Annotated in this window: 16 protein-coding genes and 1 tRNA gene; 3 read left to right on the forward strand and 14 right to left on the reverse strand. The window is 39.5% G+C overall.

Features of this window, described 5'->3' with window-relative positions:
* Positions 1–9 precede the first annotated feature (9 nt).
* The 3 genes from SOR_RS06920 to SOR_RS06930 all read right to left on the reverse strand — a co-directional run bounded on the left by SOR_RS06920 (position 10) and on the right by SOR_RS06930 (position 946).
* The gene (locus SOR_RS06920; protein WP_001088144.1) at positions 10–249 is read right to left on the reverse strand and encodes a hypothetical protein; all 240 of its coding nucleotides are present in this window, start codon (positions 247–249) and stop codon (positions 10–12) included.
* An 86-nt stretch (positions 250–335) separates the two neighbouring features.
* A complete protein-coding gene (locus tag SOR_RS06925) occupies positions 336–716 on the reverse strand; it encodes a rhodanese-like domain-containing protein (RefSeq protein WP_000158118.1) in 381 nt (126 codons plus the stop codon).
* The gene (locus SOR_RS06930; RefSeq protein WP_000646473.1) at positions 713–946 is read right to left on the reverse strand and encodes a YqgQ family protein; all 234 of its coding nucleotides are present in this window, start codon (positions 944–946) and stop codon (positions 713–715) included. The genes SOR_RS06925 and SOR_RS06930 overlap by 4 nt, the downstream gene beginning before the upstream one ends.
* Positions 947–1,048: 102 nt before the next feature.
* Here SOR_RS06930 and SOR_RS06935 point away from each other — a divergent pair, with 102 nt between their 5' ends.
* Both SOR_RS06935 and SOR_RS06940 read left to right on the forward strand, forming a co-directional pair.
* Positions 1,049–1,957, forward strand: coding sequence for a LysR family transcriptional regulator (locus SOR_RS06935; protein ID WP_001222584.1), 909 nt, complete (start codon positions 1,049–1,051; stop codon positions 1,955–1,957).
* 44 nt (positions 1,958–2,001) lie between these two features.
* Positions 2,002–3,801 carry an N-acetylmuramoyl-L-alanine amidase gene (locus SOR_RS06940; RefSeq protein WP_000722522.1) on the forward strand — a complete coding sequence of 600 codons (1,800 nt, stop codon included), beginning with the start codon at positions 2,002–2,004 and terminating at the stop codon, positions 3,799–3,801.
* Positions 3,802–3,831: 30 nt separating this feature from the next.
* On the opposite strand, the gene SOR_RS06945 is transcribed toward SOR_RS06940, so the two are convergent.
* The 8 genes from SOR_RS06945 to SOR_RS06980 form a co-directional block, all read right to left on the reverse strand.
* Positions 3,832–4,149, reverse strand: a complete 318-nt coding sequence (locus SOR_RS06945) for a LiaF transmembrane domain-containing protein (RefSeq protein WP_000734662.1) — start codon at positions 4,147–4,149, stop codon at positions 3,832–3,834.
* Between the two features lie 225 nt (positions 4,150–4,374).
* Positions 4,375–5,274, reverse strand: a complete 900-nt coding sequence (locus SOR_RS06950; RefSeq protein WP_001034436.1) for a DUF6287 domain-containing protein — start codon at positions 5,272–5,274, stop codon at positions 4,375–4,377.
* Between the two features lie 294 nt (positions 5,275–5,568).
* Positions 5,569–5,641 (reverse strand) — tRNA-Thr (locus tag SOR_RS06955).
* 99 nt (positions 5,642–5,740) lie between these two features.
* On the reverse strand, positions 5,741–6,526 hold the full coding sequence (locus SOR_RS06960) for an ABC transporter permease (protein WP_000760729.1): 786 nt from the start codon (positions 6,524–6,526) through the stop codon (positions 5,741–5,743).
* Position 6,527: 1 nt separating this feature from the next.
* Entirely contained in the window at positions 6,528–7,346 is an 819-nt protein-coding gene (locus tag SOR_RS06965) for an ABC transporter permease (RefSeq protein WP_000240158.1), read from the reverse strand.
* 1 nt (position 7,347) lies between these two features.
* On the reverse strand, positions 7,348–8,340 hold the full coding sequence (locus SOR_RS06970) for an ABC transporter ATP-binding protein (protein WP_001240816.1): 993 nt from the start codon (positions 8,338–8,340) through the stop codon (positions 7,348–7,350).
* Between the two features lie 314 nt (positions 8,341–8,654).
* A complete protein-coding gene (locus tag SOR_RS06975; protein WP_001096802.1) occupies positions 8,655–8,861 on the reverse strand; it encodes a hypothetical protein in 207 nt (68 codons plus the stop codon).
* A gap of 14 nt (positions 8,862–8,875) precedes the next feature.
* Positions 8,876–9,226, reverse strand: a complete 351-nt coding sequence (locus SOR_RS06980; protein WP_000344039.1) for a hypothetical protein — start codon at positions 9,224–9,226, stop codon at positions 8,876–8,878.
* A 525-nt stretch (positions 9,227–9,751) separates the two neighbouring features.
* Here SOR_RS06980 and SOR_RS06990 point away from each other — a divergent pair.
* Complete coding sequence (locus SOR_RS06990) at positions 9,752–10,213, forward strand: helix-turn-helix transcriptional regulator (protein ID WP_000910599.1); 462 nt, start codon at positions 9,752–9,754, stop codon at positions 10,211–10,213.
* A gap of 134 nt (positions 10,214–10,347) precedes the next feature.
* Here SOR_RS06990 and SOR_RS06995 read toward each other — a convergent pair whose 3' ends face one another.
* From SOR_RS06995 to vncR, 3 genes are all read right to left on the reverse strand, one after another.
* Positions 10,348–11,229 carry a class II fructose-bisphosphate aldolase gene (locus tag SOR_RS06995; RefSeq protein WP_001018995.1) on the reverse strand — a complete coding sequence of 294 codons (882 nt, stop codon included), beginning with the start codon at positions 11,227–11,229 and terminating at the stop codon, positions 10,348–10,350.
* Positions 11,230–11,368: 139 nt separating this feature from the next.
* Positions 11,369–12,697 carry a sensor histidine kinase VncS gene (gene vncS, locus SOR_RS07000; RefSeq protein ID WP_000831379.1) on the reverse strand — a complete coding sequence of 443 codons (1,329 nt, stop codon included), beginning with the start codon at positions 12,695–12,697 and terminating at the stop codon, positions 11,369–11,371.
* Entirely contained in the window at positions 12,694–13,350 is a 657-nt protein-coding gene (gene vncR / locus SOR_RS07005) for a response regulator transcription factor VncR (RefSeq protein WP_000697935.1), read from the reverse strand. The genes vncS and vncR overlap by 4 nt, the downstream gene beginning before the upstream one ends.
* Positions 13,351–13,526 lie beyond the last annotated feature (176 nt).

Below are 13,526 nucleotides of genomic sequence, written 5' to 3' on the forward strand. Positions count from 1 at the left end.
TTTACTTATCTAAGAAATTCTAAGAAATATCGCGATGGCTAGAATCCAGTTAAGAACAGAAACTACAAGACCTACGATGTTGAGAATTTTTTCTGTTTTATAGTCCAGTCCAGATTCTTTTTGGTATGAAAAAGCCAAGACCAATCCTATGATCCCCAAAATCAGACCAACTATTGGAAATAGCAAACCAAGGACGATAGATAAGATACCTAAAATAAGTGAAGATTTTTTCTTTTGTTGTGAATTCATATTATAAAACCTCCTTAAATTTATTATAAATGATAATACCTTAAAATGCTAGCTTTATCTATCATTCGACAGGTTTTAATAGAATATTAGCTCGTCTTGACCTTCCCGTTCCAAGAATCCAACCCATAAGAAAGGATATAAATCTCAGAGAAACCTTGTTTTTTCAAATAAAGTGCTGCATTGGTCACTCCTTGTCCGCGTTGGTTTTCGTAGAGAAGGACAGGTTTATCCTTACGAAGGGCTGCAAGGCTTGACTTCAACTGATTTGAAGGAATATTACGGGCTCCGAGGATATGTTTCCTGTGAAATTCTGCTGGTTCACGGACATCAATCAATTGCCCTTTCCGAATCAAGGCTTCAAATTCTGCATTGTCCACAATCTTAGCCGCACGACGAATACGAAGGTAGTTATACCCCATCCATGCCACTATCGCCAATACGATTCCCCAAACAATCCAAATTGTCATAAGTTCTTATCTCCATTTTTCTCTATGTAGTCTAATTCTATCTTGTGCTCCCTGCGGAGAACAGCTTCCGCTTCTAGGTAATCTAGCTTGTCCATGAGACCTGCATCATAGATCCGAGAGAGTTCGAGCTTCATCAGTTCAATATCATACAAACGCTTCCCCATGTAAACAATAATACCAAACTGTTTGAGAAATTGCTGCACATCATAGAATGTTTTCATAGCTTTCATTCTAACAGATTTTAGACTTTTTTTCAATACTGGACCGGCTCTTTCCCCCTATTTTCTTCGTCTTCATTGCCCATTCTTCCGCAAGTGTGGTACAATAAAAACATGAGAATTCAACAACTACACTATATTATCAAAATTGTCGAAACTGGCTCTATGAACGAGGCAGCCAAGCAGCTCTTTATCACCCAACCCAGTCTCTCCAATGCCGTTCGAGATTTGGAAAATGAAATGGGGATTGAAATTTTTATTCGTAATCCCAAGGGCATTACCTTGACCCGTGATGGGATGGAGTTTCTCTCCTATGCCCGTCAAGTTGTCGAGCAAACCCAGCTTCTGGAGGAACGCTATAAAAATCCTGTCGCCCATCGTGAACTCTTTAGCGTTTCTTCTCAACACTATGCCTTTGTAGTCAATGCCTTTGTCTCTCTGCTCAAGAAAAGTGATATGGAAAAATACGAGCTCTTCCTTCGTGAAACTCGGACTTGGGAGATTATCGATGACGTCAAGAACTTCCGCAGTGAGGTCGGTGTCCTCTTTTTAAACAGCTACAATCGCGATGTTTTAACAAAAATGCTAGATGACAACCACCTCTTAGCCCACCATCTCTTTACAGCTCAGCCCCATATCTTCGTCAGCAAGACCAACCCTCTAGCTAAAAAAGATAAGGTCAAACTGGCTGATTTGGAAGACTTTCCTTATCTGAGTTATGACCAGGGGACGCACAACTCCTTCTACTTTTCAGAGGAGATTCTTTCACAAGAGCACCACAAGAAATCCATCGTAGTCAGTGACCGCGCCACCCTCTTTAACCTCTTGATTGGTTTGGATGGTTACACCATTGCAACAGGGATTTTGAACAGTAACCTCAACGGAGACAATATCGTTTCCATTCCGCTGGACATTGACGACCCGATTGAACTAGTCTATATCCAACATGAAAAAACTAGCCTATCTAAGATGGGCGAACGCTTTATCGAATACTTACTAGAAGAAGTTCAATTCGATAATTAATAGAAAAATGAAAAAGGGAAAAAGAAAAAGTTAGGAAATAGAAAGTGAAAAAGATACTACTGACCAGTGCTTTAATCCTTTCAATCGCAGGATTAGCACCCGCATCCGTCTTAGGAGAAGAAAACACAACTCAATCCACATCTGCTGTCAAGGAAGCAATTGCCAAAGAAGAAAAGAAAGAGTCGAGTGTTGAGGAAAACTCTAAATCAGAAGTTCTTCCGAAAGTAGATGTGCAAGAAGACAAGCCCAAAAAAGAAGGATGGCACCAAGAAAATCACCACTGGCGCTTTTACCAAGATGATAAGCCTGCTTTGAACTGGAAACAAATCCAAGGCAAATGGTACTACTTCGATCAAGATGGTAATCGTCTTCATTCTACTATCTACAAAGGCTATGCCTTTGACCAAGATGGTGTCATGATAGAAAATAGTTGGACCAAACTGGACAATCAATGGTATTATGCTGATTCCTCTGGACGACTAGCTCAGAACACCTGGAAAAAAATTAACGGCTCTTGGTACTATTTTGACCAAATTGGAAGTATGCTCAGCAACACTGCCGTTGACGGCTATCTTCTCACAAAAAGCGGAGCTATGGCAGAAAAGGGCTGGACTAAATTAGACCAAATTTGGTACTATGTCGCTCCTTCTGGAAAGATCTCACAGGATAAATGGGAGAAAATCAACGGTTCTTGGTATTACTTTGACAAAGACGGTGGAATGCTGAGTGCGACAACCTTCAAGGGCTACCTCTTCAACCAGAGTGGAGCTATGGCAGAAAACAACTGGGTCAAAATTAAGGATACTTGGTTCTATGCGAACGGGTCAGGGAGATATGTCCAAGAAAACTGGCAAAAGATTCAGGGTTCCTGGTACTCATTTGACCAAAATGGTGGAATGCTAGCAGACAAATGGAAAGAAAGCTACTACCTTAAAACCAGTGGAGCCATGGCGGAGAATGAGTGGATCTTCGATAAAGCCTACAAGAGCTGGTTCTATCTAAAAGCGGATGGTCGTTATGCAAATCAGGAGTGGATTGGAGCATACTACCTCAAGTCAGGTGGTTACATGGCAAAGAGCGAATGGATTTACGATAACTCTGACAAAGCACGCTACTACCTAGATGATAATGGCCATTATGTTTCAGGAACTTACAAGATAGACGGTAAGGAACACCTGTTCCAAAAATACGGCCAATGGATTTCTGAAGTTTCAACTGAAGGCGGATTTACAAAAGGACTATACAGCAATACCATCTTCCTAGATCCTGGGCATGGTGGTCGAGATTCAGGAGCTTTTTACTACAATGTAGCTGAAAAAGATCTCAACATGCAGATTTACCGTAAGCTTCGTACTAAGTTAGAAGAACTAGGCTACAAGGTCCTCACTTCTCGTGATAGTGATATTGACGTTGATTTTGTTACCGAACGTTCTCGTATGGTTAATAAGACCAACTCTGATATTTTTATCAGTATTCACTTCAACGCTACTGGTAATACCTACTCAAAAGCGAGCGGTATTCAAACCTACTCCTATAGCGATGAACCTGATTATCCAAGTAAGATTAATAAATACTGGCACAATCACCCAGATCGTATGAGTGAAAGCAAACGCCTCGCCGCTGCCATCCACTCCTCTCTTCTAGCAGAAACAGGGGCCAAGGATGCTGGCTTATTGGAAAGCAGCTATGCAGTACTACGCGAAACAGCCAAACCAGCCGTTCTCCTAGAACTTGGTTATATGGATAATTTCTCCGAAAACCAACAAATCAGAGATAGCCACTACCAAGATAAACTGGTCGCAGGCATCGTGAAAGGGATCCAAAAATATTATGCTGGTCGATAAAAAAGTCTCGAGAAATCTCGAGACTTTTTTTTATTTATCTTCTTTTTTATCCTTATCAGGAAAGAGGTAGCCAAGTCCTACACAAGCTAGCACACCGGCACCAATCACCAAACCACTTGAAATGGGCAAGAGATCAAAAATAGCATTTGCAATGATAAAGGCAATGATCAAGCACATCAGACTACCCTTGTAGTCTTTTTTCAAAAAGTTTTCTAGCGTGAAATAAAGGAACAATCCTACCGGAATGAGTGACCAGAGGTTAACATCCAAACTTGGCCATCCAACAGAACCGAAATACAATACTAGCGCTGCTGCTACTAAAAATACAAGGCCCAATAATTTTTTCATTTTTTTGTCTCCATTTTCTTTTTTAGGTTCTTGAGTTGTCTGATATTGACCCCTCACGTCCCTTACATGAACCATTATAGCAGAGGAATTTTTCAAGAACAAGCCCTTTTGCCTATCTGGTCAATATCTCTGTCTAAGTGGTTGAATAGTAGTGATAAAAGAAAAAGAAGCCCGTTTGGGCTTCTTGATTCTGCCGATTGCAACAGTATTTTGAACGAATACCATCTAGTTTTTCTTTTCCTTTGACTCTAGAGAAGATTTGATTGATTCACGGTCTGCTTGTAGTTGAGCTAAGTTCTTTTCTGCCTCCTCAAGTTTACTGGTATCTGGTTTCACACGATAATAAACATTTTCTGGTTTCATTAACATAGACCCATAATCTTGTCCTGAAAGTAGTCTTTCCTCAGCATGATTGCTTTTATCCGTAATCTTTCCGTCATCAGCAGGTTGCATAACAACTCCACTTGGTACAGCTACTACTACAAATCCTCCAGCAACAGAATCTTTTACCCACGCACTGATAGACGCTGTCTCAGGGTTACGACTATCTTGTCCTTTTGATACCTTTAATCCAACTACAGATTCGTACTTTTGATCATTTGTAAACCAAGTCGCACGTACTTCTCCAGAATCATTAATAATGTATTCATTACCAGATTGACTACGCCAAGTACCTTCTAAACTAGACAAATCATTGTTCTTGATTGCTTCAATATCTAGTTTTGGAACGGTAGTTTCTTTCTTCAACTTGCTAACAAGTGCTTCTGCTTCAGTAATTTTGGTATCTAAAGCAGTCAGTTGATCCTTGAGTTTCTGAATTTCCTCTTGTTTATCCTTATCAGTCTCATCTGTTTTTCCTTGGCTTGTAGACGATTGACTTGTTGACTCTGTAGTTGAAACCGAAGACGATGCTTGATTTGACTCTTTCTTTCCAATCAGAGAATGCGAGAAAACACTTACTAGGATTATAGCAACCAAAATACAGAGGACTATCCCAATATAGATTTTGATATTTCTAGCTCCTCTCGCAAACTTTTTAGTTGACTGCGCCTCTGCTAATTCTGATGCAGTCGGCTTGCGGCCATTCGTCTCCTCAAATTGTTTTACCCATTCTTTCTTGTTCATAATTTTCTCCTTTTTGATTTATATTCAGTCAAGCTTACGAGACTTCATCCGTTATTATCCATGGATTTTTATAATTTTTAGAAAATCTATGTAAAAATTTCTAGAATGACTAACAGCCTATAGTCCTCTAAAACGGAACGAAAACAAGTGCTTATTAATATATATTATACCACAAAATATAAATTTTAGTTTTTATTTATAAGCAGGAGTTTCAGACGTTAAATAGAACCTATCTCAAACGTTCTACCTTTCCTATAGTTACAAAAAAAGAAGCCCTAATAGGCTTCTTAATTCTGCCGATTGCAGGGCTTGAACCTGTGACCTACGCGTTACGAGTGCGTTGCTCTACCAACTGAGCTAAATCGGCGATTACCCTTTTAGTATAGCACTCTGAAAATAGATGTCAAGAAATTTTCATCACCATTAGAAAAGCCTGTCCTGAGACGAGGCTTTGAGTTTCTTCCTTTTACGAACCTGCACTTTCGTAAGCATCCAGGCCCCTGTCCCAGAGTTTTAAAGAAATAACAAAGAAGACAAGAGAAATCACAATTAATCCACCAATATTAAAGAGCCCGTCTTTGTCCTGCAAGAAATAGCTGGCAGGATAGTAGGCTGTAAATGCGAAAGGTACGATAAAGCTAATCAACCAACGAAGAAGCGAATTGTAAATGGAAATCGGATACTTGGCAAAGTCATTAAACATATAAAAAATATAAATCATGGCTCCTGACTGCTTGGTCCAAAAGGCGATACTGGCTGTCGCGATTTTCAAGGAAGTATAGATCAAGGTCGCAAAGGGAATACAAACTAGAAAAAGCAGAAATTTAGGAAGAGTCCAAGCAATACTAGATACTGTTGTCGCTAGTAAAATTCCACCGACCAAAAGTTCACCTAAGGCATCAATCTGAAAGGTCTCAACAAGGATGTGAAAGAGAGGATTGATGGGACGCGTCAGGTACTTGTCAAACTCCCCTTTTCGAACTAGTCGTTGACCTAAAGCCCAGAGATTGTCAAAAAAGAGATGGTCCAATCCCTTGGGAATCAAAGAAAATCCATAGATAAATGCAATCTCTTGAAAGGTCCAACCCTCTAGCGAAGGGATGTGTTGAAAGATGACATTGAGAAACAAGAGGTTCAAGCCTTGGGTCAGAAAGACTCCCAAGACACCAACCACAAAATCAACCTTGTACTCCATGATTTGCTTGATGTATTGTCTGATAAAAATCAAATGCATGCGTTGATATTTTTTCATACTAACCTCCCTGAATGGTGATGAATGTCTGGACCCGTTTCCAAATCAACTGAGACAAGCCCACCATCACTATGAGCCAGAAGAACTGTAGCAAGATGGCCTGAAGAATCTGACTGGCATCGTATTTCCCAACAATGATCATAACCGGAGTGTAAATCAAGGATGAAAAAGGCAGGAAGGACAGGATATCTGAAACAATCTTTGGAAAGAAAGCCAAGGGAATCAAACTTCCAGACATAAAGGCCACTATGGAAGTCTTGAGTAGATTGGAACCCCATAGATTTTTAAACACAAAGGCTGAAAATCCAAAGCAGATATTAAAGAAAAAGTTGATCAGGTAGGCTAGGGTTAAGCTAAAGAGATAAAGGACAGTTAAGCCCAGCACTTCTACAATCCCTTGCCCCGATAAGATTTTCATCAAGACAATGACACTTAAAAATGGCAGTCCAACAGAGATAAAAATCAACCACTTGGATCCAAGCTCTGTAAAGAGGTAAGAGGCCGCAAAATGCACTGGTCGCAACAAGCGCATGATAATGGAACCATCCTTGACCTCCTCCCCAATCATAAAGGACGAATCTGACCTAGTCAGAAGATTAGTCACAAAACTCATAATGATGTAGAGGGTGATATCTGCCATGCTGAAGCCCTGAATCAAAGAATCTTGCGAAGAATCAAAGACCGCCTTCCAGAGATAGAAAGCGACAAAAGCTCCCATAACATCCCCAATCCGATAGAGAATAAAGTTGACTCGATAGGTGATCAACTCCTGAACACCTGCATTGATAAAGGGTTTATAACGTCTCCACAATTTGACCATCTTAGAGCTCCTTTCGATAGAAGCGACGGATAATATCCTCGATATCCGTATCCACCATCTTCAAATCGCGGATTTCAAAATCAGACAGGGTTTGCTTGATAATCTCAGCCGACTGGTAGCGAGAACTGTCGAATTCAATACTGAGGCTGTTTCCTTGTCTATCAATGGTCATATCCGAAGAGCCTTCATAGTGAGAGACAAGATGACTTTGCCCTGGTAGCAGTTCAAAGGAAAGAGTCTTCATCTTGCCAAAGGTTTCCTTGAGCTGGCTAACCGTTCCATCAAAAATCTCTTGCCCCTTATCAATCATAAAAATTCGATCACAGAGTTGCTCAATGTCGCTCAGGTCGTGAGTGGTCAAGAGGATAGTTGTTTCTTCCTCCTGATTGATCTGGGTAATAGCCCGGCGAATATTGTCCTTGACGGAAACATCCAGACCAATGGTCGGTTCATCTAAAAAGAGAACCTTGGGATTGTGGAGCAAGGAAGCCGCAATATCCGCCCGCATCCGTTGCCCCAGTGAAAGAGTCCGCACGGGGTCCTTGATAAATTCCTTCAAATCCAAGACTTCATTCAAAAAATCCATGCGCTTATGAAAGAGCGAGTCTGGCACATCGTAAATCTCTTTCAAGACCGTGTAGGTCTCTTGCAGGGCCAGATCCCACCATAGCTGGGTTCGTTGTCCAAAGACAACTCCAATATCCTTGACATAATCTTGGCGATTGTCCTGAGGAATCTTGCCATTGATTCGACAATAACCCGATGTCGGCTTCAAAATTCCTGTCAGCATTTTAATGGTTGTCGACTTCCCAGCACCATTTGCTCCGATAAAGCCTAAAATTTGGCCTTTTGGAACTTCAAAGGTCAAATCCTTGACCGCTTCAAAGGTCTGCTTTTCAGGATGAATAAAGGAGCGCAAAGCCCCCTTCAAGCCTGGTTCCTTTACTGTCTTCACAAAATTTTTCTGAAGATGTTCCACTTCTATCATTGCCATAAATCTCTCCCTATCGCAAGGAATTGCAACATTGTATTTTTGATTACAAATATCTAAATCCTTACTTTCTACACCTTCTCAATATTATTACAGAAGGCTTTATACCAACCTATTATAGTCCAATAAAAAATAGAATGCAAGCGTTTGCCTATAGATTATGAAATTAGAGATTTCTCTCTTAAAATAATACTTTTAAACAAAAATTCTGGTTTAGTAGTTTCCTTAAAACACCAAAAAACCTGCCCAATGGGCAGGTTGGTTGATTAAATTAATTAAAAATATATCTAATGTAGTAAATCAAAACTCACAAAAATCTAAAAACCTAAACGTTCTTGATCCCAATTGCCATACTCATCATATCCAAATCCATCAGGATCCATTGCATCAATACCACATTGTTCTAGAAATCTTGAACAGTCATGACAGCAGTAATCTTCATATCTTTCATCACTAGCTTCCCAATCAATTTCCTTTTTTGTAAACTGTTGTAAACACTCTTTACATTCGTATAGTTTTGCCATAATATTACCTCTTTTTAATTTTCATTAAAATTTTCAATATAATCAATAATTTTTAATTTCATAGATTTTGTGATTAGAGATTTTTTTACCAATTCAACGAGTTCTTCTTTCGAAGTTGTTTTAAGATGTTCTTTAAGAACAAGTTTTGTAATATTTTCAATACCAAACTCAGTTATTTTATCAGCTAATAAACCTATAGTTCCTAAAAGAACTAATCCTCCAACCATACCAAATGCTCCAAGTCCAAGAGCAGCTAAGGCTGTTGTTAGCGCTGCCCCACCTGCTAACCCTGTCGCACTCATAGCTATCATTAGTATTACAGATGGAAAACCAAAAGCTGCTATTTTTCTAACAAGTTCATCCATTATAACTCCCCTTTATTTTATATTACCCTACTTTTAATGAATTAACCACAATATATGAATTAATCAATCCAATTTTGGTATTTTTTGTTTAGTATTTTTGCACATTCTAAAACACTGAAGTCACTAGATTCTAAAAAATCTAGTTCTGGTCCTTTATTGTTTATCAAAAAGTCCGTAAACTTTTTAGTAATTATGTTCTTTCTAACCAATAGAAAGAAACACAAACAAATTAACAATAAGATAAACGTCAATTGAATATCCATAAAAACACTCCTCTTAATTTTTAATAAATAGTTTTACTGTTAATCATAAAGAAGATAATATTAAAAATTCCTCTTTATTTTATCCTTTGTAATAATCAATCTTATAATTCAAATCCCTTCTACTTTTAGTATATATAGTATAATATAAAATATTATACTTGTCAATTATTTTTTATAAGGTATATAATTTTAGTGTGGTCAACTATTTAAATTTTATTGTATTTTTGTTATAATAGAAGTAGAAAATTATAGGTAAGAAGATATGTTAAAAGAAAAATATCCATCAACAGAAGATACAAGAGCAATTCTACAAAATAACCTAAAAGCTATTCGTGAGATTTTAAATTGGACAAGTTTAGATCTTAGCAATCTTATAGGAGTTACTAAACAAACCATCAGTAATCTTGAAACTCAAAAAAGTAGATTAACAAAACTTCACTATATTGCATTACGTACCGTAATAGATTTCGAAATTGAAAATTTAAAAACAACAGATCAAGACAGAGCTGATAGAGCAGAGTTGTTGCTAAATTTTTTTGATGAATCAGAAAAATATGCAGTATCTGAGAAAAAATCTATAGATTTAGAACAAATTAGTGAAGCATCTTCATTAATTGCAACTACTTCTACTGTTAAAAATGCTTCTAGAATCATTGCCTCGCTTGCACCAATTATTGGGGCAACAGTCGTTGCAGCCTTAATGAACTCAAAAGATAAGAAATAAAATTTATTTCGTAAAAATAAAACAAAAAGTAAAAACTTCTAGTCGTTTTTGCTTTTTTATCTACAACAAAAAACTTTTCTATAAACCAAAAAACCCACCCAATGGGCAGGTTTCATCTGTATTGTTCAGCTAGATTAAGCTTTACCTTCTGAACCGAATACGTCGATACGTTCTTCAACTGATGCTTGGATAGCTTTTACACCGTCAGCCAAGAATTTACGTGGGTCGAAGAGTTTCTTCTTGTCGTATTCAGCTTCGTTTGCTTCGTAGTCACGAGCAAATTTACGAGTTGCGTTAGCGAATGCGATTTGGCATTCAGTGTTAACGTTAACTTTCGCAACACCAAGTTTGATAGCTGCTTGGATTTGGTCATCAGGGATACCTGAACCACCGTGCAATACGATTGGGAAGCCTGGAAGAGCTTCTGTCAATTTCTTCAAGTGGTCAAGGTCAAGACCTTCCCAGTTTGCTGGGTAAGGACCGTGGATGTTACCGATACCAGCTGCCAAGAAGTCGATACCAGTTGCAACCATTGCTTTAGCGTCTTCGATTGGAGCCAACTCACCTTTACCGATGATACCGTCTTCTTCACCACCGATAGTACCAACTTCAGCTTCTACTGAGATACCTTTAGCGTGTGCTTTTTCAACAACGTCTTTAGCCAACTTAAGGTTTTCTTCAACTGGAAGGTGTGAACCGTCAAACATGATTGAAGTGTAACCAACTTCGATACACTCAAGTGCATCTTCGTAGTGACCGTGGTCAAGGTGGATAGCTACTGGTACAGTGATACCCATTGACTCAACAAGGTTAGCGATCAAGTTGCGAGCAACTTTGTAACCACCCATGTATTTAGCAGCACCCATTGAAGTTTGGATCAAAACTGGAGCTTTTTTAGCTTCTGCTGCACGCAAGATAGCTTGAGTCCACTCAAGGTTGTTTGTGTTAAATCCACCAACTGCATAACCGTTGTCACGAGCTGCTTGGACAAATTTTTCTGCTGAAACGATTGCCATTTGTCAGGCCTCCTATATATTTTTTGGGACATCCCATTTACATTGTTCATTTTATCACTTTTTGACAAAAAAAGCTAGTTTTTCCCATACTTTAGATTGAATTTCTTCCAACTCAATCAATGTAAACCCTTTCTTTCTTTTAGTCTTGAGCGACTTTAGGATAAGACATGAAGAAGGTCAAACGATCATCTTGCATCTCAAAATGATAAGCTAATTTCTCGTGTTCTAATAAACTTTTGACCACAAAAATCCCCATCCCTGAACCCTTGGCATTGCGACTAGCATTTTCAGAAAAAGACTGGGCCAGTTTTTCTTGTTCTTCAGGACTACAGTTATTCTCGATAAAGAGCTCCCCTTCTCTCTCTCCGATACGGACCAAGCCGCCTGGAGCGGAGTGCTTGATAGCATTGCTGATGAGATTAGATAGAATCAACTTCATCACAGAAGGATTTATGTAAGCCTGCTGACGGGTAAGGCTAATGTCTACCTGGAGTTCTCTCTCCTTGGCGAGCAAAGCATAATCATTGACCAGACTTTGCGTCATCTGAAGAAGGTCGACCTCTTCTTTCTCGTCTCGCAATTCCTGAACAGAAGAAAGAGACAGTATCTGGAGAACGTGGTGGCTGAGGTCATCCACAATCCCCAAGGCAACTCCAAGATAATGGTCTCTATCCTTATAACGGCCGACATTTTCTTTCATATTTTCGATTAGGATTTTGAGACTGGCCAGAGGTGTTTTCAATTCATGAGAAGCCCCTCGTAGGAACTCAACCTTCATCTTCTCCAGCTGGAGAATAGCTTCATTCTTGTCATGCAAGTCCGCAATGACAGTCAAGAGATGCTGGTAAAGGCTATTGATTTGTTCCTTGAGATCACCAATCTCATCCTTAGAATCCACACGCAATCGCACTTGGGCATCTAATTCCATCATTCGACGGGTCACCCGCTTGATTTCCAAAATCGGTGCAACAATGGTCCGAGCGTAGATGTATGCTACCAAAAGGGAAATCAGAAAGGATGCCAACAAAGTATAGGGAAGAAACTGGAGACTGATCTGCTCCGCTTCCTTTTGCAAATCCATGGAAGCTAGAAACTGAAGAGTCATAGTGCTACCATCTTGCGTTTTCACCTCACGCTCCTCAATAAAGAGAGAGGTGGTCTGGCGGTCCGTATCCAGAGGAAGATTGTCCTTGACCTCTAACTTGTCCTCGGTCATCTCTCCCTTGACAGCTCCTTTGATATCACTGCTCTGGGAATACAAGTCCAACACTCGCTCGATGCTTTGCCTATCTTTCCCTTCTAGGGACTGGGCAATGGCTGTCGCTTTCTGGCCAATGGTTTCCTGACGATGGCTCAGATAAGTAGAGGGAAAGAGAAAATAAATGGCTAAATGAAGACAAATAACCAGAACACTAAAAATAGAGAAGGTATAGATAAAAATCTTTGTAAATAAACCTGTTCGTTTCATTTTCTCTCCAATTTATAACCAACATTGCGCACAGTGAGGATGCAATCCAAGTCTAGCTTTTTCCGCAGTTCTTTGATATAGACATCAATGACACGGTCAAAGGGAACCTCATCTGTCGCCTTCCAGACCGCATCAATTATCTGAGAACGAGTCAAGGCCCGGCCTTCATTTTTCACCAGATAGTCCAGAATTTCCAACTCTTTGGCATTGATGGCCACTTCTTGACCTGCTAGGCTTGCACTGTAACTCTCAAAGTCCACCTTGGTATCCTTATAGGAGAAGACTCGTCCTGTATCGTAGTAGCGCTTGAAAATCGCGTCTACCCTCACTTTTAAGAGGGAGAGGGAGAAGGGTTTTTCCAGATAGCCGTCTGCTAGAGAAGCAAAAGCGCTCATCTTGTATTCCTCATCCTGAAAGGCGGTCAGCATCAGGACAGGAACTTGACTGCTTTTACGAATCTCCGCTAGGACTTCTAGGCCATTAAACTTGGGCATCTGGATATCCAGTAGTACTAGAGCAACTTCATAGCTGGAAAATTTTTCCAGAGCTTCTTGACCATCTGCTGCCTCAATGGTTTCATAACCACAATCCGTCAAATAGTCACTGATCCCCTCACGGATCATCTCCTCATCTTCTACAATTAAAATTTTCATAGAAAAACGTTTCACATTCCTTTAAATTTCTTGTAAATCTTCTCTGTTTCATCCTGATAGGAAGAGTCCTTATACTCAATGAAAATCAAAGAGCAAACTAGGAAGCTAGCCGCAGGCTGTACTTGAGTACGGCAAGGTGAAGCTGACGTGGTTTGAAGAGATTTTCGAAGAGTATT

This window comes from Streptococcus oralis Uo5 (assembly GCF_000253155.1).
Taxonomy (GTDB): Bacteria; Bacillota; Bacilli; order Lactobacillales; family Streptococcaceae; genus Streptococcus; species Streptococcus oralis_L.

Bases quoted from the DNA above. Each gene is read 5' to 3' on its own strand.
- SOR_RS06920 (WP_001088144.1), bottom strand. From the start codon at position 249: ATGAATTCACAACAAAAGAAAAAATCTTCACTTATTTTAGGTATCTTA.
- SOR_RS06925 (WP_000158118.1), bottom strand. From the start codon at position 716: ATGACAATTTGGATTGTTTGGGGAATCGTATTGGCGATAGTGGCATGG.
- SOR_RS06930 (WP_000646473.1), bottom strand. From the start codon at position 946: ATGAAAGCTATGAAAACATTCTATGATGTGCAGCAATTTCTCAAACAG.
- SOR_RS06935 (WP_001222584.1), top strand. From the start codon at position 1,049: ATGAGAATTCAACAACTACACTATATTATCAAAATTGTCGAAACTGGC.
- SOR_RS06945 (WP_000734662.1), bottom strand. From the start codon at position 4,149: ATGAAAAAATTATTGGGCCTTGTATTTTTAGTAGCAGCAGCGCTAGTA.
- SOR_RS06950 (WP_001034436.1), bottom strand. From the start codon at position 5,274: ATGAACAAGAAAGAATGGGTAAAACAATTTGAGGAGACGAATGGCCGC.
- SOR_RS06960 (WP_000760729.1), bottom strand. From the start codon at position 6,526: ATGAAAAAATATCAACGCATGCATTTGATTTTTATCAGACAATACATC.
- SOR_RS06965 (WP_000240158.1), bottom strand. From the start codon at position 7,346: ATGGTCAAATTGTGGAGACGTTATAAACCCTTTATCAATGCAGGTGTT.
- SOR_RS06970 (WP_001240816.1), bottom strand. From the start codon at position 8,340: ATGGCAATGATAGAAGTGGAACATCTTCAGAAAAATTTTGTGAAGACA.
- SOR_RS06975 (WP_001096802.1), bottom strand. From the start codon at position 8,861: ATGGCAAAACTATACGAATGTAAAGAGTGTTTACAACAGTTTACAAAA.
- SOR_RS06980 (WP_000344039.1), bottom strand. From the start codon at position 9,226: ATGGATGAACTTGTTAGAAAAATAGCAGCTTTTGGTTTTCCATCTGTA.
- SOR_RS06990 (WP_000910599.1), top strand. From the start codon at position 9,752: ATGTTAAAAGAAAAATATCCATCAACAGAAGATACAAGAGCAATTCTA.
- SOR_RS06995 (WP_001018995.1), bottom strand. From the start codon at position 11,229: ATGGCAATCGTTTCAGCAGAAAAATTTGTCCAAGCAGCTCGTGACAAC.
- vncS (WP_000831379.1), bottom strand. From the start codon at position 12,697: ATGAAACGAACAGGTTTATTTACAAAGATTTTTATCTATACCTTCTCT.
- vncR (WP_000697935.1), bottom strand. From the start codon at position 13,350: ATGAAAATTTTAATTGTAGAAGATGAGGAGATGATCCGTGAGGGGATC.